This window comes from Megasphaera hexanoica, from assembly GCF_043520715.1.
GTDB classification, from domain to species: domain Bacteria; phylum Bacillota; class Negativicutes; order Veillonellales; family Megasphaeraceae; genus Megasphaera; species Megasphaera hexanoica.
Window position 1 is genome coordinate 2550701 of sequence record NZ_CP171361.1, and the last position, 24837, is coordinate 2575537.

Annotated in this window: 11 protein-coding genes and 3 rRNA genes; 6 read left to right on the forward strand and 8 right to left on the reverse strand. The window is 51.0% G+C overall.

Going from position 1 to position 24837, the window contains the following annotated elements; all coding sequences use genetic code 11:
• Nucleotides 1-102: 102 nt before the first annotated feature.
• Nucleotides 103-8880: an ESPR-type extended signal peptide-containing protein gene (locus tag ACGTIC_RS12450; RefSeq protein WP_257536605.1), complete on the reverse strand. Its 8778-nt coding sequence runs from the start codon at nucleotides 8878-8880 to the stop codon at nucleotides 103-105.
• A 402-nt stretch (nucleotides 8881-9282) separates the two neighbouring features.
• Here ACGTIC_RS12450 and ACGTIC_RS12455 point away from each other — a divergent pair, with 402 nt between their 5' ends.
• The 3 genes from ACGTIC_RS12455 to pdxA are packed head-to-tail and all read left to right on the forward strand — an operon-like array spanning nucleotide 9283 to nucleotide 12337.
• A complete protein-coding gene (locus tag ACGTIC_RS12455) occupies nucleotides 9283-10089 on the forward strand; it encodes a DeoR/GlpR family DNA-binding transcription regulator (RefSeq protein WP_257536606.1) in 807 nt (268 codons plus the stop codon).
• Nucleotides 10090-10103: 14 nt separating this feature from the next.
• Nucleotides 10104-11309, forward strand: a complete 1206-nt coding sequence (locus ACGTIC_RS12460) for a four-carbon acid sugar kinase family protein (RefSeq protein WP_113855118.1) — start codon at nucleotides 10104-10106, stop codon at nucleotides 11307-11309.
• 23 nt (nucleotides 11310-11332) lie between these two features.
• Nucleotides 11333-12337: a 4-hydroxythreonine-4-phosphate dehydrogenase PdxA gene (gene pdxA, locus ACGTIC_RS12465; protein ID WP_113855119.1), complete on the forward strand. Its 1005-nt coding sequence runs from the start codon at nucleotides 11333-11335 to the stop codon at nucleotides 12335-12337.
• Nucleotides 12338-12458: 121 nt separating this feature from the next.
• On the opposite strand, the gene rrf is transcribed toward pdxA, so the two are convergent.
• The 4 genes from rrf to thiM all read right to left on the reverse strand — a co-directional run bounded on the left by rrf (nucleotide 12459) and on the right by thiM (nucleotide 18713).
• Nucleotides 12459-12575, reverse strand: a 5S ribosomal RNA gene (gene rrf, locus ACGTIC_RS12470).
• A gap of 61 nt (nucleotides 12576-12636) precedes the next feature.
• Nucleotides 12637-15548 (reverse strand): 23S ribosomal RNA (locus ACGTIC_RS12475).
• Nucleotides 15549-15744: 196 nt separating this feature from the next.
• Nucleotides 15745-17311 (reverse strand): 16S ribosomal RNA (locus ACGTIC_RS12480).
• The 16S, 23S and 5S rRNA genes sit together here, the layout of an rRNA operon.
• Nucleotides 17312-17885: 574 nt before the next feature.
• On the reverse strand, nucleotides 17886-18713 hold the full coding sequence (thiM, locus tag ACGTIC_RS12485; protein ID WP_113855070.1) for a hydroxyethylthiazole kinase: 828 nt from the start codon (nucleotides 18711-18713) through the stop codon (nucleotides 17886-17888).
• Nucleotides 18714-18878: 165 nt separating this feature from the next.
• On the opposite strand from thiM, the gene ACGTIC_RS12490 reads away from it, so the two are divergent.
• The 3 genes from ACGTIC_RS12490 to ACGTIC_RS12500 are packed head-to-tail and all read left to right on the forward strand — an operon-like array spanning nucleotide 18879 to nucleotide 21131.
• A complete protein-coding gene (locus ACGTIC_RS12490) occupies nucleotides 18879-19655 on the forward strand; it encodes a basic amino acid ABC transporter substrate-binding protein (protein WP_059076153.1) in 777 nt (258 codons plus the stop codon).
• Nucleotides 19656-19667: 12 nt separating this feature from the next.
• Nucleotides 19668-20315 (forward strand): HAD family hydrolase, encoded by a 648-nt coding sequence (locus tag ACGTIC_RS12495; RefSeq protein ID WP_113855071.1) that lies wholly within the window; start codon nucleotides 19668-19670, stop codon nucleotides 20313-20315.
• Nucleotides 20316-20336: 21 nt separating this feature from the next.
• Entirely contained in the window at nucleotides 20337-21131 is a 795-nt protein-coding gene (locus tag ACGTIC_RS12500; RefSeq protein ID WP_059076155.1) for a basic amino acid ABC transporter substrate-binding protein, read from the forward strand.
• Nucleotides 21132-21198: 67 nt separating this feature from the next.
• On the opposite strand, the gene ACGTIC_RS12505 is transcribed toward ACGTIC_RS12500, so the two are convergent.
• The 3 genes from ACGTIC_RS12505 to yvcK are packed head-to-tail and all read right to left on the reverse strand — an operon-like array spanning nucleotide 21199 to nucleotide 24834.
• Nucleotides 21199-22551 carry a hypothetical protein gene (locus ACGTIC_RS12505; protein ID WP_113855072.1) on the reverse strand — a complete coding sequence of 451 codons (1353 nt, stop codon included), beginning with the start codon at nucleotides 22549-22551 and terminating at the stop codon, nucleotides 21199-21201.
• Nucleotides 22529-23476 (reverse strand): DNA-binding protein WhiA, encoded by a 948-nt coding sequence (gene whiA, locus ACGTIC_RS12510; protein ID WP_059076157.1) that lies wholly within the window; start codon nucleotides 23474-23476, stop codon nucleotides 22529-22531. The genes ACGTIC_RS12505 and whiA overlap by 23 nt, the downstream gene beginning before the upstream one ends.
• 5 nt (nucleotides 23477-23481) lie before the next feature.
• Nucleotides 23482-24834 (reverse strand): uridine diphosphate-N-acetylglucosamine-binding protein YvcK, encoded by a 1353-nt coding sequence (yvcK, locus tag ACGTIC_RS12515; protein WP_113855073.1) that lies wholly within the window; start codon nucleotides 24832-24834, stop codon nucleotides 23482-23484.
• Nucleotides 24835-24837: the final 3 nt, after the last annotated feature.

Consider the following 24837-nt stretch of genomic DNA (forward strand, 5'->3'; position numbering starts at 1 on the left):
TATTCCACCTAGTATTATATCACGGTGACAATAGTATGCAAAAATATAAAACAGGGCTGTCACACCCGTAGGTACAACAGCCCTGTTTAAGACTTGGTTATCTTATTGTTTTGCCGCTAATTGCTGCACCATAGCCTTTAATTCAGCGATTTCTTTATCTTGTTTTTCTACTTGGGCACGAAGGGTATCATTTTCCTGCAGTTTTTCATTCTGCTGTTGAACGACGGCTTTTAATTTTTCTATTTCTTTTGCCATCGCTACCCGTGATGTCGTGACGTGGCTGCCCTGGCCGAGTTTAAAGCTGACTCCGGCATTAAGCATGTTTTCTCCACCACCAAAGCTGCCACCAATGCTGACCATCGTGTCTTCATTGGGGCGGTAGAATGCGCCGACTGCTGCGGCGTTAGCATTCTTATAATGTCCGAATCCAGCTGCAAAATCCCACTTTTCATCAGGATCGAAATCTAGCGGATGCAGTGCCGCCAGTGCCGATGCACCGGCGCCGACACGGTTCATACGGTTGTCCAGCTTGTTGATGGCACTGCCAACATTATTAGCAAACATACTGAGCTGACTGACATTGACCGCATCCGTAGCTGCCGTCCCGGCAGCTACATCATGAACCTGCTGGCCGCCCATAGAAACGTTGCTGCCTGTGATTTCCACAGCGCGGGTATTGTCGCCGTTAACGGCAATCTTGATGCCGCTGCTGGTTACGGTAGTTCCTGCCGTACCGTCACTGTTGTTGATGGCGAGGCCATCATTATTCAAGGTGCTGTTGCCAGTCGTGACGCTGCTAAGGCCGGACAGTTCCTGGGACAGCTTGATGTCCAGTCCATCGCCATTAGCATTTTTCACGACACCGATATTGCCATCTGTAAGTTTAGATGTATCAGCACCGCCAGACAATTTCATGGTTTCGCCCAAGCCTCTGGAGACCGTTTTTCCGTCATCCCCGGCAAATTCCCGTTTGCCCAGGCTGTCCACAGCCCCTTTAGCTGCATCTCCGGCCAGCTTCTTCACATCGCCGATGTTGGCGGCATTAGTGTTGTCGCTATCATCCCCATTGACGATACCACTCTTTACATTGGTGATGTTCTTGTTGCCCGCATCAATGCCAGAGTTGCTGATGGTCACGCCGCCGGCAGAAATAGAACCATTGTCACCCAGATTCACCTGATTGTTCAGTTTGATATCAATAGATTTACCATCTTCAGACACAGAAGTAGTAATATTGCTGTCCCCATGGATGCCAATGGTGCTGCCCAGGTCGGCCTTGGCCGCTTTGGTGCTGTCGCCGTCAGCGGTGAGCCCGAAGCCGCCGCCCTGCTGGGAATTGATGATGCTCCCTTTCATCAGAACCAACTGTTCTTCTGTGGCCGCCCGCTGGCTGGTGCCGAACCCTGCCACATCCAGTGTTGTATTAGTCAGACCGGTGATGCTGTCGATGCCGGTGAGATCCTTGGCCAGTTTCAGCTGCAGACCGTCGGAAGAAGCCACCACGCCGATATTGGAACCAGTGGACAGACTGTTTTTATCCGTCACACCGCCGGAAATCTTCACAGTGCCGTTCAAAGTCCGGCTTACATTGTCCCCAGTATCTCCGGCAAAGATCATGCCATCATCCATGGTAGCCACATTATGGACCTTGTTGTCCTGATCCGTATAGGCGAGACGAGTCTGGTCCTGCTGGGCCAGGTTCCTGGCTCCCGTTTGGACGGACACAGTGGCCTGGGTTCCCGTGGTTCCCGTCAGGTCCAGATAGCCTGCGCCATCTTTCTGGTAGAACGCACCAGCCTGATTGTTCTGCGTATCCGTCAGGACAACCCCATGATCACCGGTAACCTTGACTTCCTTCGACGTAGCCCCTTTGAACTGCATGCTGCCGTCTACACCGGTGATGGTTTTGCCGTCCGTATCAGTCCCTGCATGGACACCCACTTCCAGATGATCCTGGAGTTCTACGGAAATGTAGTCCTGTTGATTATTGTCTTTTTTCACCTTCGTCAGGATATTAGCCTGTTTGCGATCCCAACCGTCTCCGTCACCTCCACCGGATACCTTAGGCGCATCGCCGAAGATTCGGATGGATTCACCCACCTTCTTGGTAATGGTGGCATCGGTAGATTCTCCCTGGCCTCCGGCAGTGATGGCGAAGGTGGCGCCATTTACGGTATCCTGAATGGATTTGCTGACGGTGTACAGCTGGTCTTCCGTAGCCGCCCGGCCGGAAACGTAGTCTGTTCCGTTCCATTGGGTATTGGTCAGACCGGCAACATAATTCCCGGTTTCATTGGTCTGGCCCACTTTGGTGGTGACAGTCTGGTATCCCATTTTGGTACTATCCGCCGTCAGGCTGCCATGGCTGCCCAGGTTGATGTCCTTGGCCAGAGCCAGGGTCAGGCTGCCGCTGGTACCGTCGGAATTTTCCGTGGCCACCACGCCGATGTTTCCGTTGACCAGATTTCCGTTGGCATCCTTAGCCAGCTTGTCGTTGGAAGCACCGCCAGTAACCGCCAGGGTACTGCCCAGAGTTACGGCTGCTGTGCCTTTGTCGCCACTGAATTTCAGTCCATCACTCATGGTGGCTACCGTATGGGGCGCATCGTTTTCCCCATTTTTGTAAATCAGCCGCTTGTTTCCATTCGTGGTGGTGTTGGTCAGATAGGGCTTGCCTTCCATATACTGGCTTTCCACAATCAGGTTGGAATAGGAGTTGTCGCTGTTGGGTCCGTAGAGCAAGAGCTGCCCCTGGACATTGTTGCCATTTTCTCCATAGCCCACCTGCATGGACCGGGCTTCCAAATCCTTGTCCAGTTCCACATAAAGGGCATTGTTCTTTTGAATGACCTTCACATTCCGGCCGGAATAGTTGTCATCCGCATCACTCCCGGTACCCAGGATGGAAATGGTGCCGCCCAGGTTGGCATGGAGAGCCGTGGGGTTGCCGGCCCCATCCTTGGGGTTGCTGTTTCCCAGGAAGTTCAGTCCCTTGGCATCGGAGCTGTCCGTTACCCCTTTGGCCACCGTCTTCAAATCGCCGATGGTAGCCGCATGGTTCAGGGTATCCCCGGTGGCGGCAGCCAGTTCCGTAGTCCCCAGACCACTGGCCACATCCACAATCTGGTTGCCCCCGTTGTCCAGTCCGGAAGTGGTCAGAGACACTTTTTCTTCATTGGTGGCGCCCGGTTTGGCCACGGTAATCCCACTGCCGTTGACTACCGTATTGTTTCCAGCTGCATCCGTGTAGGTAGTGGAAGTCAGTTTCAGGTTTTTACTTAGGGCCAGTTTGATGGCTGTATTGGCAGCATCGGCCGTGGTGGTCAGATTGTCATCGTCTTTTGCGGTGATCTTGATGGTATTGCCCAGACTCTGTTTCACCGAAGCATCACCGCTGTCCGCCGTGAGTCCAAAACCGCCTGTAGCTTTTGTGCCATCACTGAGGCTGTCACTGACCTGTTTCAGCTGGTCCTCCGTCGCCGCCCGGCCGGAGACAGGGTTCCCGTTCCAGGTAGTGTTATCCAGCCCGGTGAGATAATCCCCGGTGGCAGAGCTGCTGGTCTGGTTCCCCAGTACCATGTCATTTCCCAAAGAAATGGAAGTCAGGCCCTTCAGCTGTTTTGCCAGTTGGAGCTGAAGGGTACTGCCGGAGGCGGTTACTCCGATATTGCTGTCGGTAGCCAAGTCAGAAGAAGTCTTGGCTCCGCCGGTTACGGTCAGAATCTTGTTCAAAGCAACAGACCCGGTACCGCTGTCCCCGGCCAGCTGGAGCCCGTCGCTGAGGGTGGCCAAAGTATAGAGGGTCTTGGAAGCTTCCCCTTCCGTCTGGGTGGAATTGGCCGCCCAGTACTGGAGCCGGGGAGAACCAGCCGTTGTCCTGTCCAAGAATTTGGGGCCTCCATAATTCTGGACCAGAGCGGCAAAATTCCCACTGGAATCCCCCATGCGCAGGGAACCGTCCGCCCCGTTCAGCTGCAGGTAGGCTCCACCCTGTCCGGTAGCCTTGACAATGCCATCCACTCCGGTGGCATCTGCCGTGGTCTTGGACCCGGCGGTGAGGCTGGTGGCCGTCAGGTTATCATCCAGGAGTACCCGGATATTTCCCTTGTCATCAATAGTGGTATTGATGTTATTGCTGTTGTACGTATGTCCATCCTGATTCTTACCGAAAACACCAATAGTGCTACCTAATTTGGCATTATAACTATCCTTGGTCGCCCCATCTGCCTTAGCACTGGCAGTAAAATTAATGCCTTGATCCAGCTCTGCCTTGCTGGCCAAACCGGAAATCACGATGTTTGTGGGATCTTTTCCTGTACTTTCATCAGCAGCATTGGTCACGTGGAGAGTCACTTTTCCATCAGCATCTACGACATACACCCCATCCGCCGCATCAGATGCAACAAGACGGTCGTCGTTATTATAAACAGGAGTCAGGTCTACTGTAACCGTAGAATTGTTATCAGGTCCTCCATTCCTGGTTAACGTCATAGTCTTTCCGTCATCGCTGACACTGCCGCTCTTTACGTAGAAATCATGGAGTCCACTGATAGTCCCCGTTTTATTAGGGTTGGACATCTTGAGTGTACCGGTACCAGTGCCGTTATCTGCATAAGAAACACTGGCTCCGGTAGCATAAATATCCGAAGCACTGACTTCACCTTTAATCTGCTGAGCGACTGCATTCAACTGATCTTCCGTAGCCGCCCGGCCAGACATATAACTGTTAGTGGTCCATTCTGTATTTTTCAGTCCGGTAATAGAAGCAATGGTATCCGTAGCACTCCCATTGGCACCACCACCAGCCTGAACACCAATATTGATACCTCCGGTATAGGTACCGTCTTTTCCTTTCACTGCCACCGTATTGAACTGGACATCCGGCTGGGTGGCGATGGTGATGGTGCTGCCGCTGCCGCTGCCGGTCAGTGCCATATTGTCCCCGGCAGCAAAGTTCAGATTGCTGGCAGGAGTGACGGTTTTTAGGGTAGTCCCATCCACTTGGGCATTCCATCCCGTATTCACCGTATTGGAAACAGCCGCCAGTTCATCTTCCGTAGCCGCCCGGCCGCTTACATAGGTGGGATCTGAGGTGTTCCATGCGGTGTTAGTGAGACCGGTGAGATAGGTCCCTGCAGCCACTGTTCCATTCTTATTGTCCGTCAGGGTCCAGGCGCTGTCCGTCCCGGTATAATTCCCCAGATGGAGGCTCCCGATGGTGCCATATCCATTGCTTCCGTCCATGAACAGCAGGTTCCCCAAAGACAGGGTCCCGGCGTTGCCGTTCAGTACGGCATGATCCCCTACTGTCAGGGTATCGTTCAGGGCCACTTCATAATCCACGGTGCCATCCGTCTTGGTGGTCTTGGTGACTTTCGTATTGTTCTTGGCGCTGTCCTTGCTCACCGTCACCATCTGGGCCGCAATGGTCCTCACATCTCCGATGTTGGCAGCGTTATCCGTCTTTCCATAAACCGGTTTGTTGGCTGTGTCCACACCGGTGGCGCCACTGGCTACGCTGGTAATCTGTTGGCTGCCGCCGCTGATGCCGCTGGTGGTAAGACTGGGTCCATTGGTGATTGTGAGCCCGCTTCCGTTTAATGTGGAAGAACCGGTGGTCAGGCTACCGTTGGATCCATCCAGGGTCAGGGCATTGCTCCCCGTACCCACGGTGACCTTATCCGCGGTCAGCTGAGTATCCATTTTCACCACAATGTTCCCATTTTCATCAAAAGCGGTGGTCAGGTTGTCCGTCTTGTAGGTATGGTTTTTCTGGGTATCATGGGCTTTAATAGACACCGTATCCCCCAGTGCCTTGTTCACCACTTTGTAGCCGGTGGAGCTGCCGGTATCGGCGGTATTGGTGGAGAAGTTCAATCCTTTGGCAATATTGATTTTGTTGGCAGCAATATCGCTCCGGTTGGTGTCCACCACATCAGCCACACTTTGCAGCTGGTCTTCCGTGGCAGCCCGGCCGCTGACGGCTTGGGTAGTCCCTACGGTCCAGGCCCTGTTGTCCAGACCGGTGACATAATTCCCGGTCTTTGTGGCATCAGCACCGTCAGCCTGACTTCCCATGACCACCGTACCGGCAGCAATGGAATTCAGCCCTTTGACGTCTTTGGCCAGCTGGAGCTGAAGCTTCCCATCACTGGCTGTGACACCGATGTTGTTCCCGGAAGCCAGTTTGGCCCCATCCGTTTCCCCGCCGGTGACACTGAGGGTGCTGTCCAGTTTCACCATGCCCGTGCCCGTATCCCCGGCCAGTTTCAAACCATCTTCCAACGTGGCAACAGTATGTTTGGTGGTGCCGTTTCCATCGGTATACTGAAGTCGATTCACAGCCGTCCCGTCTACTGCCTTGGCATTGGAATCATAGGCCGTGGTCAGAGAGGTGGTTTCATATTTGGTGCTGTCCGCACTGGGTCCTACGATTTTCACAGCGCCTGCATAGCCCTGGATTGTACCGGTCGTAGCCAAGCCAGCCGTTACACTATCCACCCGGATGTTCTTGTCCAGGCCGATATTCAGTTTCGTGGTAACGGTTTTCCCGTCATCAGCAGTGGTGCTGACACCCGTAACCCGGATATTTTCTCCAGAGTATTCTGCGGTCTCTTTGACACCACTGCCCTGGATCTGAAGCGTGCCGCCCTGATTGACATGGACGGTGGTATCCGTATTGTTTCCCTGGAAGTTCAGGCCCTTGCTCTCCACCGCCTTCAGCTGGGCCACATTGACGGCATCGGAATCATTGGTACCAGCCGCCAGGTTGGTGATCTGGCGGGAAACGGTAATGGCGTTGCCCTTTTCATCTCTTGTACTGCCGCCTAAGGAAACAGCACCGGCCGTCGATTTCCAGATGGTGGAAGTATCACTGTCTCCGGCAAGATACCCCACAGCCCCCTTAGCTGTATTGGCTACCGAATGGGCGCCCAGAGCCACCGCGCCTTCTTCACTGGCTTTGGAGGAGACACCAAGAGCCGTGGCTTCATCAGCCGTTGCCTTGGCATTGTAGCCGTAGGCAGAGCTTCCTGTCCTGGTAGCCTGGGTGGCAAACCCTACAGCTACCGCAGCCCCATTGGCCGTAGAATAGGCATCTGTATTGGCAGTACCGGCATTGGCACTCACCCCCAGAGCCACAGAGAAATTCCCGGCAGCCATGTTTTCCGTCCCTACGGAAACAGATTCAGTTCCTGTAGCCTTGTTGCCATAGCCTACCGCCAAAGCCCCCAAACCACCGGCAGTAGAATTGATACCCATGGCCGTAGAAAGATTTCCACTGGCCTTGGCAGCGACCCCAAAAGCCATGGAATTGGCCCCTGTAGCTCCATCGTTGTAATAGTTGGCCAGTGTATTTTCTGCCACAGCTCCGCTATTATTAGTTGCCTTGATGCTCAGGAAATGGCGTCCTGCCTGTTCCAGCTGGTCTTCCGTGGCCGCCCGGCCGGAGGCATATTTCCCCGGAGTCCAGGTTTTATTGGACAGGCCGGTGATGTATGTACCGCTTTCCGTAGCGCGCGCAGAGGTCAGACTCATATTTCCCTTGGCATCATAGGCAGGAGCCAGATAGGTGTAGGTATAATCATTCTGTTTGCCAATGGAAACGGCCCCGATTTGGGCCAGACCTGCAGTCCCATCCAGAGAAACGAAATGTTCCTGATCCGTGCTAAGACCAGCGGAAATGGTCCCGGCAGTGCCATCCAGGACTACGGCTTGGCTGCCCGTGGCATCTGTGCTGTCCTGCAAGGTGACCTTCGGCTTCAGGCTGATGGTCGTGGTTCGCACGCCATCTTTGTCCGTGCTATCTTCGGCATGGACGTTGACTTCATCACCCTTGACTTTGATATTCGTCTTGGCATCCGCCACAGCTTCCGCTTTTGCGTTCTTGAGCTGTTCCATGACAACAACATCGTGGTCATCAATACCATCGGCGACATTGACGAGACGATTGTAGGCGGCAGAGTCATATTTGTGCTCTGTAACAGTATGGTTCTGATAATCTACATCATAATAGGCATCACCCTTTTGATGACCAAAGGATACAATTCGCCCTTCTTTATCCGCTGCGCGCGATGAGTTGATGACAGAGGCCGTAGATTCATAACCGATAGCGACACCATTAGCTACGGTAGCTGTAGCCTGACGGCCTGCCGCTAAGCTATTAGATGCAAGTTCGCTGGTACTGCCGCCGGCAATACCAACAGAATAACTTCCTTGTACAGAAGAGGAATAACCCCCAATTGCTACAGCAACTGAACCTGCAAACGAATTAGGATCCGGATACGGATTGGCATCCTTAATCTGTTTTCCGTTACTGTCTACAAGAATTTGGTTTCCCTGGTTGTCTATAGTTATTGTCCCAGTAACCTCATTTCCTTTGCTGTCTTTAAACTTGGGATTCCCATTTTCATCTACAGCCATTTTACCAACGACATTACCGGTACCACCAATGACAGATGATCCAAAACCAAAAGCTTTATTGCCGGTACCACCATTAACTGTCGCATACTGACCGGCCGCCTGGTTCTGTGCGCCGCCAGTTACACTGGACCGCTGGCCGGTAGCCTTTCCCTGAGAGCCGCCGCTAACGCTGGATCCTTCGCCAATAGCTTCATTATCGCCACCGCCACTGACGGTCGCATCTGTGCCTTGAGCCTGGTTGGTTGAAGTGCCGCCAATAACTTTTCCTGTTGCCGCAGATACATCTAAACCGGGCCCCAATAATAAAACAGCCCCTAACCCTACAGCAGCCGTCGTCTTGCCCATAGCAGCGAAAAGATGGGTACTCTTCACTTTACCAGCCTGCTTGGCAAATTCAGAAACGACCATATAACACTGCTTCGTCCGATTCCAGATTACTTTGTATACTCGATTCATCATAATCCCCCTTGTTATACAGCAAACAGTTTTATTTATTCGTAAATCAAACATATATATACAACATATGCAGGTAGCATACGCATTAATGTTATTGTACATGTTATCAATAAAAAATCAATATTATTTTTTCATTAAAACCAAGAATCTGCCATATATACTTATAATTTCATCATACTATAGATATATTGACCATTTTATTCCACAAATGACATGTAAAAAAATCTATCCGCTTCATGTTCTCTTTTTATTTCAAATCGAAATTATTTCTATTTCTGTTTTTATATTTATTCATATTTATAGCATAATAAATAGTTCAATACGTGTTAATAGATTCATTATTGACGATATTTTCTGCTTTTGTTATAATATACAAACATAAAAGAACATTAATTACCATATTTATTGTTTGTTTTTGTTAATACAACAAGGAGGTGTGTAAAAATAGTACCGGTTCAACGCCGTCAGTGCATCATGGATGAATTGTATGCCCAGCAGGTCGTAACCGTGCAGGCACTGGCAGAAAAATTACAAGTCGCTCCCATGACCATACGCCGGGATTTACATCTATTAGAACAACAAGGGCTGATAAAAAAGAGTCATGGCGGAGCTGTCCTGGCGGAGTCTTCTGTACAGGAAGCGGCCTACCACAACCGCCAGCAAGTCCATCGGAAAGAAAAACAGCAGATAGCCGCTGCCGCGCTGGCAAAAGTAGACGATGCCATGTGCCTCTATCTGGATGCAGGAACAACCAATTACGAGCTGGCTGTCCTCATAAGCGGGAAAAGGTGGAGTTCTCTTACCGTCGTTACGAATGATCTGGCTATCGCCCAGACACTGACACCGGCCCAGGGCATTACTGTCATACTGTTAGGAGGGAAAATAGATGCATCTTCCTGTGCCGTCTGCGGGCCTCTGGCGGCCCAGATGGCCGGGCAGTTTCATTTTGATATTTCTTTCCTGGGAACGCAGGCCATCACACCCGACTGGCATATCATGACAGCTAACGCCGAAAAAATTTCCATAAAAAAAATTTGTATGAATGTTTCGGACAAAGTCATCCTGCTGGCAGACCATTCAAAGTTCAGGAAGCATAAAATATATACCATTGCCAGTATTTTCGATATGGCTGCCATCATTAGTGATTATCTTCCTACCCGCCAGGAACAGGATATATTACAAAAACACGGTGTTACTTTTTATCATGTCTGAAGGAGGAAATACACATGCACGAATTTGTCATTCTGGCTGATGATTTTACCGGAGCCAACGACACAGGAGTACAGGTTGCCAAACGAGGACTCCCCGTTTCCGTCATACTCCGTGCCGAAGACATCCGACCGGGATCTGAAAGCATTGTCATTGATAGTGAAAGCCGCGTTATCAGTGGAACCGATGCCTATAAACGGGTTTATGCCATGGCCTCAGCAGTAGAACAGACTGGCAGCTGCCGCTTTTTGTATAAAAAAGTGGATTCTACACTGCGCGGTAATATCACGGCAGAAATCAAAGCCGTCATTGCCGCCTGCCACCCGGATATTATCGTCTTTGCTCCATCGCTACCATCACAGGGCCGGACCGTACAGGACGGACGCCTCCACGTACACGGCGTTCCTCTGATGGAAACGGAAATTGCCTGTGATCCCCGCAATCCGCTGAAAACAGATACGTTATCCGAACTACTCAGTCCCTGTCTGGATACGCCTATACATAGAGAAATACCAAAATCCGATTGGGAACCGGGCGGTTATATCTTTGATGCCAGAACGGATGACGACCTGTATGCCATTGCCCGTCAGGGACTGGCCCAGAAACAGAAGATTCTCTGGATTGGTTCGGCCGGCCTTGCCAATGCCCTTCTCCAAATCTGCTATGCCCCCTGTCCGGCCCTGGCTATCGTCGGCAGTGTCAGCACCCGCACGATGGAACAGCTGGCCTTTTGTCAGAAACAGGGCGCTGTCATCCACAAGCTTCCCATGGAGCAGCTCTATGAAGGGGCTTCCCTTGCACCGTATATTCACGCAGCCATTGCTTCCCTTGACGAAGGAACGGATGTCCTGGTTACGGCAGCGGCAACACGGGAAGACTATGAAACCTTTCTGGACTATGGAAAGGAACGCAGTATTTCTTCAGACGAACTGGCCGCATTTACCAAACGTATTCTCAGCCAGACCGCCATGGCTATCACTGCCAACAGTTCCCTTTGTGGGCTCTTTCTCACAGGCGGTGACACGGCCATCGCCGTCGTTGAACAACTCCAGGCCTGCGGATTCCAGATTGAACGGGAAATCCTTCCCGGATTTGTACAAGGGCGCCTTCTCGAAGGGGTCTGCCCACAGTTGCCTGTAGTGACCAAAGCCGGAGCCTTTGGAGCTGCACCGGATATATGGAAAGCACTTCAGTGTTTGAAAAAAATTCCCCGCAACGCATAGGCGGAGAAACAGGAGGAAATCATATGAATCAATTTGTCGGTATTACTATGGGGGATCCCGCCGGAATCGGCCCGGAAGTATCGTTGAAAGCCATTGACGCCAGGCCGGAATATCAGGAATCCGTCCTGATTTACGGAAGTTACGGCGTGCTTCAGTATTATCATCAGTTACTTCACCTCAAAACACCACTATCTGTCATTTCATCGCCATCCGAATTCCAGCCCGGCCATATCAATATTATTTCCGTCGTCGATCTGGAAATAGGAAAAGATATTGAAATTGGAAAAGTATCGCCCGTTGCTGGTGATGCTGCCTATCAGTACATTGCCCGCGCCATTCACGATGCAATGGAAAGTCAGATACAGGTCGTAACGACGGCACCACTTAATAAGGAAGCTCTGCATAAAGGAGGGCACAATTTTGACGGGCATACGGAAATTTTCGCTACCCTTACGGGGACGAAACACTATACGATGATGCTCTGGAGTCAGAATATGTCTGTCGTACACGTTTCTACTCACTGTTCTCTTCGTGAAGCCTGCGACCGTGCCAAAAAGGTACGTGTTCTGGAATGTATCCACCTCGCCCATAATGCCATGAAACGTCTGGGCCTGGACAATCCTCATATCGCTGTCGCCGGCCTCAATCCGCACAGTGGGGAACATGGGCTGTTTGGCCGGGAAGAAATAGAAGAAATCATCCCGGCTATCGGGGAAGCCCAGGCAGAAGGACTGTACGTTGACGGACCAGTACCGCCTGATACGGTCTTCCTGAAAGCGTATAAAGGAATATACGATATCGTCGTGGCCATGTACCATGACCAGGGTCACATCCCCATGAAAATGATGGCTTTCGATACGGGAGTCAACGTCACACTGGGACTGCCTATTATCCGTACTTCCGTAGACCACGGTACGGCCTTTGACATAGCCGGCAAGGGAATTGCCAAAGAAGACAGCATGTTCAGTGCCGTTGACCTGGGAATCCGCTTCGCTAAAGGAAGATTGCAGTCAGCGTCTATCCACTAGCAGGCAGCCATCTAATGAACAGGACACCAGCCGTATTGGGCTGGTGTCCTGTTTTCTTCACTTCCCACTAATCACTAACCACACAAAAAAAGCACTAGCATAAGCTAGTGCTTTTTTCCCTAATCAGCGGCTTCCTATCCTCCCAGGGGGCTTCCCCCCAAGTACTTTCGGCGTTTGCGGGCTTAACTGCTGTGTTCGGCATGGGAACAGGTGGATCCCCGCAGCTGTCGCCACTGAATTCTCTTGTCAGGGCCGTGCCCTGACAACTGTATAGAAAACGTATCCCTTACCTTACCTTTTAAGTCAAGTCCTCGGTCTATTAGTACCGGTCCGCTCCGTACATCACTGTACTTCCACTCCCGGCCTATCTACCACATCGTCTCTGTGGGACCTTACTTACTTGCGTAATGAGAAACCTCATCTCTAGGCTGGTTTCACGCTTAGATGCTTTCAGCGTTTATCCGTCCCCGACGTAGCTACCCAGCTGCACAACTGGCGTCATGACTGGTACACCATTGGTCGGTCCACTCCGGTCCTCTCGTACTAGGAGCAGCCCCTTTCAAGTTTCTTCCGCCCGCGATGGATAGGGACCGAACTGTCTCACGACGTTCTGAACCCAGCTCGCGTACCACTTTAATGGGCGAACAGCCCAACCCTTGGGACCTACTTCAGCCCCAGGATGTGATGAGCCGACATCGAGGTGCCAAACCTCCCCGTCGATATGGACTCTTGGGAGAGATAAGCCTGTTATCCCCAGGGTAGCTTTTATCCGTTGAGCGATGGCTATTCCACTCTATGCCACCGGATCACTAAGCCCGACTTTCGTCCCTGCTCGACCTGTCCGTCTCGCAGTCAAGCTCCCTTCTGCCTTTGCACTCTTCGTGCGGTTTCCGTCCGCACTGAGGGAACCTTTGGGCGCCTCCGTTGCTCTTTCGGAGGCGACCGCCCCAGTCAAACTGCCCGCCTGAGACTGTCCGCAAGCTCGTTACGCTTCTCGTTAGAATTCCAATAAAACAAGGTTGGTATCCCACCATCGGCTCCGCGAATACTGGCGTACTCGCTTCTCCGCCTCCCAACTATCCTGTACATCTCCTACCAGAATTCAATCTCAGGTTACAGTAAAGCTCCATGGGGTCTTTCTGTCCAGTCGCGGGTAACCTGCATCTTCACAGGTACTTCAATTTCACCGGGTCCCTCGTTGAGACAGTGCCCAAATCGTTACACCTTTCGTGCGGGTCGGAACTTACCCGACAAGGAATTTCGCTACCTTAGGACCGTTATAGTTACGGCCGCCGTTTACTGGGGCTTCAATTCTCTGCTTCGCTTGCGCTAACAAGTCCTCTTAACCTTCCAGCACCGGGCAGGTGTCAGCATCTATACGTCAGGTTTCCCTTTAGCAGACGCCTGTGTTTGTGGTAAACAGTCGCTTGGGCCTCTCTTCTGCCGCCTGCCTTAGCTCCGTGCGCTTCTGCACTTCACTGACTACAGGCTATCCTTTTCCCGAAGTTACGGATATATTTTGCCGAGTTCCTTAACGAGGGTTGTCCCGCGCACCTTAGAATTCTCTTCCTGCCTACCTGTGTCGGTTTCGGTACGGGTGCTGCCGTTCTCACTAGAAGCTTTTCTTGGCAATATAGTGCCGGCCCCTTCGCTTCTGTCTCCAGAAGCTCCCCATCACATCTCGGCCTTATGGAAGACGGATTTGCCTGTCTCCCGACCTACCTGCTTGGACGTGCTCTTCCAGTCGCACGCGCGCTTTCCTTCTTGCGTCACTCCGTCGCTCAAACAAACGGCTGCAGTACAGGAATCTCAACCTGTTGTCCATCTCCTACGCGTCTCCGCCTCGGATTAGGTCCCGACTTACCCTGGGTCGACGAGCGTTGCCCAGGAACCCTTAGGCTTTCGGTGGAAAGGATTCTCACCTTCCTTTTCGCTACTCATACCGGCATTCTCTCTTCCTGCCTGTCCACGGCTCCTTCCGGTACCGCTTCTCCCATGCAGGAACGCTCCCCTACCCATGTATCTACATACATGCCAAAGCTTCGGTTCCGTACTTCAGCCCCGGTCATCTTCGGCGCAGAGTCTCTCGACCAGTGAGCTATTACGCACTCTTTTAATGGTGGCTGCTTCTGAGCCAACATCCTGGTTGTTTTCGAAATTCCACATCCTTCACCACTTAGTACGGCATTGGGGACCTTAGCTGTTGGTCTGGGCTGTTTCCCTCTTGACTACGGGTCTTATTACTCGCAGTCTGACTCCCATGTATAAGTACAGCCATTCGCAGTTTGATTAGGTTCAGTAGCCGGATAGGCCCCTACCCTGTTCAGTGCTCTACCGCCTGTACTCTCTCCATGAGGCTAGCCCTAAAGCTATTTCGGGGAGAACCAGCTATCTCCACGTTCGATTGGCATTTCACCCCTACCCACATCTCATCCAAAAGCTTTTCAACGCTCACTGGTTCGGTCCTCCACACATTTTTACCTGTGCTTCAACCTGGACATGGGTAGATCACTGTGGTTTCGGGTCTACTCCCTCCAACTCATCGCCCTCTTCAGACTCGCTTTCGCTGCGGCTCCGCATTTCCTGCTTAACCTCGCTGGACGAAGTAACTCGCCGGTTCATTCTTCAATAGGCACGCCGTCGCACGTATATAGTGCTCCGACTGCTTGTAGACATACGGTTTCAGGTTCTCTTTCATTCCCCTCCCGGGGTTCTTTTCACCTTTCCCTCACGGTACTATGCGCTATCGGTCTATATCAGTGTTTCGCCTTGGAGGGTGGTCCCCCCTGCTTCCCACAAGGTTCCTCGTGTCTCGTGGTACTCTGGATCCTGCTCCCTGCATCTGCTTACGCTTACGAGGCTCTCACTCTCTCTGGCTGAGCTTCCCAGCTCATTCTGCTTCGCTCGTGCAGTTTTCCGCAGTCCGCAACCCCGGATTGGTTTCCCATCCCGGTTTGGGCTCTGCCCCTTTCGCTCGCCGCTACTCAGGGTATCTCTTTTGATTCCTTTTCCTCCGGCTACTTAGATGTTTCAGTTCACCGGGTGCCCTTCCTCCTGAGAGGATGACGTGACTCCTCACGCCGGGTTTCCCCATTCGGACATCTGCGGGTCAATGGTCACTTGCACCTCACCGCAGCTTATCGCAGCTTATCGCGTCCTTCTTCGGCTGATATAGCCAAGGCATCCGCCGTACGCCCTTACTTACTTGACTTGCTCTTTTTTCTAAGGTTCGTTAAGTCTCTTTTCTTTTCAAAAAAGAGGTATTTCTTCGTTTTCTATACAGTTGTCAAGGTACGTCTGAGAGGATGGCCTCTCAAAACTAAACAATGCTTCATACTCTGCCAGAATGCCGACCTAAGAATCGTCAGAAGTCTGACTTTCGTCTTCCTTCCGGCCTCTATCCCTAGAAAGGAGGTGATCCAGCCGCACCTTCCGATACGGCTACCTTGTTACGACTTCACCCCAATCATCGCCCCCACCTTCGACGGCTGGTTCCTTGCGGTTGCCTCACCGGCTTCGGGTGTGAATGACTTTCGTGGTGTGACGGGCGGTGTGTACAAGGCCCGGGAACGTATTCACCGCAGTATGCTGACCTGCGATTACTAGCGATTCCTCCTTCATGCAGGCGGGTTGCAGCCTGCAATCCGAACTGGGACTCTGTTTTTGGGGTTTGCTCCAGGTCGCCCTTTCGCTTCCCTCTATTAAGAGCCATTGTAGTACGTGTGTAGCCCAAGCCATAAGGGGCATGATGACTTGACGTCATCCCCGCCTTCCTCCGCATTGTCTGCGGCAGTCTCTCCTGAGTCCCCACCATCACGTGCTGGTAACAGAAGATAGGGGTTGCGCTCGTTGCGGGACTTAACCCAACATCTCACGACACGAGCTGACGACAGCCGTGCACCACCTGTTTTCTCGTCCTCCGAAGAGGAACTGGATATCTCTATCCATTGCGATCAATGTCAAGGCTTGGTAAGGTTCTTCGCGTTGCGTCGAATTAAACCACATACTCCACCGCTTGTGCGGGCCCCCGTCAATTCCTTTGAGTTTCAGCCTTGCGGCCGTACTCCCCAGGCGGGGTACTTATTGCGTTAACTCCGGCACAGAAGGGGTCGATACCTCCTACACCTAGTACCCATCGTTTACGGCCAGGACTACCGGGGTATCTAATCCCGTTCGCTCCCCTGGCTTTCGTGCCTCAGCGTCAGTTGTCGTCCAGAAAGCCGCTTTCGCCACTGGTATTCCTCCTAATATCTACGCATTTCACCGCTACACTAGGAATTCTGCTTTCCTCTCCGATACTCCAGTCTCCCAGTTTCCGTCCCCTCACGGGGTTGAGCCCCGCACTTTTAAGACAGACTTAAGAGACCGCCTGCGCACCCTTTACGCCCAATAATTCCGGACAACGCTTGCCACCTACGTATTACCGCGGCTGCTGGCACGTAGTTAGCCGTGGCTTTCTCTTACGGTACCGTCACAACAGGATGGTATTAGCATCCCGCCCGTTCGTCCCGTATAACAGAGCTTTACAACCCGAAGGCCGTCTTCACTCACGCGGCGTTGCTCCGTCAGACTTTCGTCCATTGCGGAAGATTCCCCACTGCTGCCTCCCGTAGGAGTCTGGGCCGTGTCTCAGTCCCAATGTGGCCGTTCATCCTCTCAGACCGGCTACTGATCGTCGCCTTGGTGGGCCGTTACCCCTCCAACCAGCTAATCAGACGCAAGCCCCTCCTGCAGCGATAGCATATTCAGAGGCCATCCTTTCAAGCTGCCCCCATGCGGGAGCTGCTTCGTATTCGGTATTAGCAGCCGTTTCCAGCTGTTGTCCCCATCTGCAGGGCAGGTTGCTTACGCGTTACTCACCCGTTTGCCACTCGATTCCACAAAAAGCAAGCTTTCCATGTCCTCTCGTTCGACTTGCATGTGTTAAGCACGCCGCCAGCGTTCGTCCTGAGCCAGGATCAAACTCTCCATGATATGTGAAGAGCGCTAGCTCATTCTTACTATTGTTGGTTTGTTACTCATTGTTTGACGTTCTATCTCTAGAACCTCGCACTACCGAGTTAATCTCGGTATAAGTGATTCGCTCATGTTTGCGCGTCGCCTTTCGGCTCCTTCAAACATGGCTCTCTACTTATCTGGCGTTCATTCGTATGTTGCATTGTTCAGTTTTCAAAGGTCATCTGCCAGCCGCATGATTGAGATGAAGGAAGTTCATCGCTCATCGCGGCGACTTGTATATCTTAACAAACTCACAGGAGTTTGTCAAGCACTTTTTTTGAAATACTTTTGAGAGGAGGAAGGGAACCTTCCCGTCCGCTCAACAGCTTGTTTAGTATATCCCACTCTTCCCTTCTTGTCAAGGAATTTTTTTACACCGCTAAAAAAAAATGACGTTCATCACAGTTCGTTAACCGTTTATCGAATCACTTCGACCAACGTCCTGCGGTCTGCGACAAACGTCTCTATTCTAAGGCTTGTTAACCCTCTTTTGATACGTATACTATCATGACAGTCCTGCCTTTCATATACGCCGATGAATGATTCTGCTTTACTCTAATATAAAGGGATTTCCCGCAATATCTGACGGCTGGGCCGTATACAATTCATCAATAAATGCCGTCTGGAATGAACCCGTCCCCTTTACATAGGTTTCTGCCCGGCTTCCCGCCAGATTATATACGGCAGCGCCAGTAATTGCGGCTACAAACGGATCGGCTGCAGCTGCATAAACGGCCATGACTCCACCGAGGGAGCATCCCGTCCCGGTAATACAGGGCATCATAGGCGATCCTCCTTTTGAGATGATTACCTGTTTCCCATCGGTAATCAAATCTTCCGCTCCGGACACGGCAACGGCTCCACCCGTCCATGAAGCCAGTGCCATAGCTGCATCTCTCGCAGCACGCACCGTATCCGTCGAATCGACACCACGTACTTCCGAAACGGCCGAGCCACCAGATAAATTCCATAATCCTGCCAGCGCAATAATTTCCGAGGCATTTCCCCTGATAATAGATGGCTTGTATTCTTTAAACTGAGTCAGCAAATCAGTTCGCATCTTCCCAAGACCGATAGCTACAGGGTCGAGGACCCAGGGTTTCCGTTCTTCGTGAAGTACCTTTGCCGTAAGAGGCAGTGTTTCTGCATAAACAGGGAATAAAGTACCCACGTTGATATACATAGCCTGGCAAATATGCGCCAACCCTTCCCCTTCGTCGGGAAGATATACCATGGCAGCCGATCCTCCCACTGCCAGCTGGGCATTCGCTACAAAATTAATGGTTACCGTATTGGTAATGGATGGAACCAGCGGGTTCATCTGCCTGACTGCCACTGCCGTCTGTTCTATTGCTTTTTTTAATGTTTCATTTGTCATATTGGTCACCACTTTCTTTTTTATCATATATTATACAACGTATGCACGAATATGTAATCAAATGGCTTGTATTATTTTTTCTGAATATGTATAATTATGAATGTAATCTTTTGGTAACGTTTTGGGATGCGTTATACCATACTATCTATATAAGGAGATATAGGAATGAAAAAAAAATGGGCTACACTGACGGCTGTTTCATTGGCAGCCATGACTGTATTGACCGGCTGCGGCGGTTCTCAGAGTGAAAGCAGCAAGAAATCCAGTGATACGCTGGTCATCGGTATGGAACCGACATTTCCCCCGTTTGAATTCACAGAAAACGATCAGTATGTCGGCTTTGATATCGATTTTGCCAAAGCCGTTGCTGACAAACTGGGAATGAAAGCCGAAGTCAAAAGTCTGGGCTTCGACGCTCTGATTCCGGCTCTCAAAAGTGGCCAGATTGATCTCATCGCCTCAGGCATGGATGCTACACCGGAACGGGCAAAACAGGTATCGTTTACAAAACCGTATTTCCATGACGGATATTCCGTCGTCGTCCGCAAAGATAATACGACAATCAATGGATTCCAGGATTTATCCGGTAAGAATGTCTGCACCCAGGTCGGTACAAAAGGCGTTGAACTGGGACAGCAGGCCGGCGCGGTTATCAAACAGGTAGACGCCAATAACCAATGCTGGATGGAGCTGAACAGCAATAACAGTGACGCCGTCATCATCAATACGTCCGTAGCAATGTATTACCTCAGCCACGGCGGTGAAAATGACCTGAAGCTGGCTGGTGAACCTCAGATGGCCCCCGATGGCATTGCCATGGCCGTCAGCAAAGACAAGCCGGAAATGCTGGAAAAAGTCAACAAAGCCATTGATGAATTAAAGGCAGACGGTACCTACGCCCAGCTCTACAAAAAATGGTTTGGTACGGAACCGAAAGAATAATAAGGAATAAGAATGTATAAAGCATACGTATTTGATTTTGATTATACTCTGGTAAATTCCGAACAAGGCATCGTCATGTGTTTTGAAATGCTTCTCCATGATGAAGGATATGCTCCCGTTTCCCGGGATGTCATCTGCAGTACCATCGGCAAGACAATGTACGATGCCATGTCGATTATTACAGGAGAAACAGAAAAAGGGAAACTGGCCCGGCTCATCCGGCTCTATAAAGTCCGGTATTCCGATTTCTACATGACGCCCAATACCCATCTGTATCCGGAAACGAAACCGGCCCTTACTTATCTGAAAGAAGCCGGTGCCATTTGCTGCATCGTTTCTACCAAAACGAGGAGCCGCATCATGGAAACCATCCGTCGTGAACAGATGGAGCCCCTTATCGACCGCGTTATCGGCATTGAAGATGTAGAGCATGCCAAGCCTGCCCCCGATGGACTCCGGCTCATACAAGATTGTTTTCATCTTGTCCCGGCAGATATCCTGTACGTTGGCGATAGTCTTATCGATGCTGATACTGCTCAAAATGGCGGCGTCGATTTTGCTGCCGTTACCACCGGTGCCACACCGGCATCAGCGTTTGCAACACGCCCTCACACCCGGATCATGTCTGATCTGAGTGAATTATATATGAGGAAAAAGTAATTCCGTTTGAAGGAGTGACTCATGATGAACAAAAAATATGTAACTATGCTTGCTGCTTCCCTGGCAGCCGTTACGCTGATTACCGGCTGCGGTGGTTCCCAGAGCGGTGACAAGAAAGATGCCGCCAAGGAACAGAAAACTCTCGTCGTCGGCACAGAAGCCACATTCCCGCCTTTTGAATCCGTAGAAAATGATAAAGTTGTCGGGTTTGATATGGACCTCACCCAGGCTATCTGTGATAAACTGGGCTACAAGATGGAAATCAAAAACATTGGCTTCGATGCCCTCATCCCTGCCCTCAAGAGCGGTCAGATTGACGTCATCGCTGCCGGCATGGACGCTACACCGGAACGCAAGAAACAGGTAGCCTTTACCGATGTCTATTACAAAGGCGGCTATACAATCGTCGTCCGCAAGGATAATACCGACATTACCGGCTATGACACCATTACCGGCAAGACAGTCGGCGCACAGGTAGCTTCCAAAGCCGGCGACCATGCAAAGGAACATGGGGCAACCGTCAAGGAATTTGATACCAACAGTCAGGGCTGGATGGAACTGGAAGCCGGTACAGTCGATGCAATTTCTATCGATAAAGCCGTCGCCCAGGATTACATGACCCACGGTGGCAATGAAAAAGCAAAAATCGTCGGCGATCCGATTCTGTCCCGCGGTACAGCCATGGCTATCAGCAAGGATAAACCGGAATTGTTGAAACAATTTAATGATGCACTGAGTCAGATTAAAAAAGACGGTACGTATGCCAAGATTTACAAGAAGTGGTTTGGCGAAGAACCGAAAGATCAAGACTTATAATCCATCATCTATATGGAAAAAGGGAGCACGATGCAGATTTTTGCATCGTGCTCCCTTTTCTCTTATATTATGCTCCCTGTCCCAAATCTTCCTGAACAGGTCTCTTATTTGTTTTTGCTTTCGTTTTCTTATCTTTTTTGGCATTACTTTTTGTCTTTTTCCCCGAAAGCTCCGTCTGTTCTTCAGTACGGCCCGCATGTAATTTCTTTTCAATCCGGGCCCAATCGTCTCCGATACTCTCCTGCTGCTGTTTCTTCTGTTCTTCCAGTCGGCGCTGTGCTCCTTCACGTACGGCATCAGCCGCCTGCTGCACCGATGCATCGGGAACGATGATAATCCGCACAGGGAGGTTGGCTGCTCCCGGTGGCATAAGATGTATCGTGACAGTCGTACCCGCCGCCACAGAATCGAGGTATTCCATCGCATAGGCATTATCAAATCCCATGCTCAGTCCTTTACGGGGCAGCTCTACAATTTTACTGGCTGTTCCGCCTTTTCCGTCATCATAACTGATTTCAGCCACGCCGGCATATTCCCCTCCCTGGGTGTTGAAATAGTAGTGGAGAAGTCCCGTTCCTCTGGTTTTTATCTGTATAAGGTAATCGAGGCCATAATTGCCCACGTCCTCCGAAAGGCGGTCGTCAATCACGTCATAACCCCGTAAAAACCGGTCTTGTATGCCGTCGGCGATAAGAATATAGCCAATACCTTCATCTGCCGTAAAGGGAATCAGATTTTTGAGAGAGCGGTCCATCCCCGGGAAGGTTCCCCGCAGTTTAACGTCATCACTGGCCAGATACTGCTGTTTTTTCATAAAAGCTACCGGATCTGCCGCAGCTGGCATAATAACGGCTGAAACATACATATCATCCGGCAGATTCATGTTGACAATACCAGAAAACAGCTGATCTGGAGCTACGATGACGCGGTTCAGCCGATCGCTGAGTACGGCATAGCCGAGCGGTGGAACGCTGACCCGGTTATAGGTCGTATTTCCTTCATAATATAAGGTAGACAAATCCTTGCCCACATCGTAATAAGACGTACTTGGCTTGGCATAATAGACACCGCTGACCCCTGCCATAACTTCATGGTCTGAAGGGTTGTATGCCATGGCGACAATCTTGCGCGGATAATTTGCCTGATTGACATGATAAAAATATAGCCGCGTATCACCCTTTACTTTATCGACATATAAAATTCCGTCTTTATCGGCATATTCCGGACTATCCGAGAACAGCAGCGTTCCCGTATCATGAGGTGCTGTCATCGCCACGGGAAGCATCCGGCTGCGTACGATTTTATCCATGACTTCGGGATTATCTGCCCCGTATTCTGTATCCGCTGCCTCCAGCGACACCAGTGGCAGCACACATAAAAGACCTGCAATCAGACATTTACTGAGTATTCGTAATTTCATGATGTTCCATACCTTCTATTTCCTTCGCTATCGTCGCGATTTTTTTAAACCGGTGGGATAATCCCGATTTCGTAATACCTGACAAAGCTGCGATTTCTCCCATTGTCGCCTCCGGATGGGCCAGACGTAATTCGGCCGCTTCCTGCAGTCTGGGACTCAGGAGGTGATACCGGCCCGAATCACGTATGCGTTCAATATCCGCAGTCTGACGTACTGCCGCATTAACGGTTTTTTGAAGGTTGGCCGTTTCGCAATTAACCACGCGGTTCACATTGTTACGCATGTCTTTGACGACCCGCACACTTTCAAATTTCAGATACGCTTGTACGGCCCCGATCTGCTGCAAAAAAGAAGATACGCCATTTCCTTCCTTCACATAGACCAGATAGTCTCCTTTACGGTCTGTCATCTTGGCAGACAAGTGAAAATGGTGCATTAATTTCAAAAGCAGGCGGGCAAATTCTTTATTCCCTGTCATCAGTTCCAGATGGTAATCTCCCTGGGGCTGATTGACCGATCCCCCGCCCATAAAGGCGCCACGCAGAAAAGACCGGCGGCAGTCATCACGGCGTAGTTCCAGCCCCTGAAAGGCTTCCTCTGCAGGAAACAACGTCAGGGAACGTAAGGCGGCCGTACTTTCCACTGCCGGCGGAATCCGGAGGATATAATAGTTTTTTTTGCGCAGCCTGCGCCCCCGCCGCACGAGTACTTCCGGCCGTATGGAGAAAGAATGGCGCCACATGGACAGAGCTTTTCTTGCCACGGCGTTATTGGACGTACTGAATTCCAATCCGGCGCATCCATCGGAACCGGGAAGGAGCGAACCTCCCATACACAGCAACGCCGCCAGTTCCGCAGTGCGACAGGCGGCGTCTTCAACGGGAATATGAGCGGCCTCGTTTTTCACTTCTTCTGCAAACGACAAACAGCTCACCTCCTGGGATGTTTCAAATTATATCTCTTTAAATAATAATGCAGCAATTCAGGGGATAAATCCGTCCGCAGCGCATTAATCAAATCAAAAAGGACATCTGCCAGTTTATTCGTATCATGGGTAGCTCCCGTTTCTCTGTTGACCAGATCAGCCTGAATCAGTGTTGCGCCGGTCTTATGTATTTCTTTTTTGTCAATCTGCACAGGATACTGGCCGGCAGCAGCATATTTCTGTAAAATCGCCGGATCTACATTGCCATTATTAGCCATGACAAAATCAATGACTGGTGCTCCGGCCTGTCGTTCGATTGCCTTGACATGATCGGCTACGCTGTACCCGTCCGTTTCCCCCGGCTGTGTCATGACGTTACAGATGTAGATCTTTTTCGCCTTGCTGTCGCGCACGGCAGCCGCAATATCAGGAATGCACAAATTAGGCATAATACTCGTATAGAGGCTGCCCGGCCCCAGTACGATGGCATCGGCATCGCGGATTGCATCTACAGCAGATTGCACGGCACGGGGATGTTCCGGTGTCGTAAAGACCCGCTTAATTTTGCCATGGGCCTTGGGGATCTGCGATTCCCCCTGTACGATAGTCCCGTCCACCATTTCCGCATTGAGGAGGATTTTATCTGCCGAAGAGGGAATGACTTTCCCACGGACTTTCAGGACTTTGCTTGTCGCATCCATAGCCCCTTCTACGTCTCCCAGGACTTCAATCAGCGCGGCAATAAACAGGTTGCCAAAACTGTGCCCGGACAAATTACCCGATCCGCCAAAGCGGTGGGCAAATAGTTTTTCCATCAGCCCTTCTTTATCAGCCAGGGCAACCAGACAGTTACGCAAATCCCCCGGCGCTATAATGTCCAGATCCTGACGGATCCGCCCGGACGACCCGCCATCATCGGCAACGGTGACGACGGCCGTCAGATTATATGTTTTTGTCTTCAATCCCCGGAGCATAACCGAAAGTCCTGTCCCCCCGCCGATAACGACGACTTTGGGACCCTTGGACAATTTCATATTAGATAAGATGAGTTCACTGAGATTTTCCGACTCATTCGGCATGATAACGCCCAGCATGGTACGGATCAGACGCCGGGTAGACCATCCCATGATCAGGATGCCTGCCAGGAGAATGACAATGCCAAGAGAAGCCAGGACCGTATAGTTATAATGGCCTGTCGCTTCATAGAGCAGGCGGAAGGTCCATTCTTCTACCTGGCCGATCCATTGGTAATTAAACGTCAGGACAATACCAAAACTGGTACACATCATGCCCAGGCCAAACAGGAAGAGCCATCGCTTGATGTGCAATCCCGGATGAAGCCATTTAAAAAAGCGCATGTT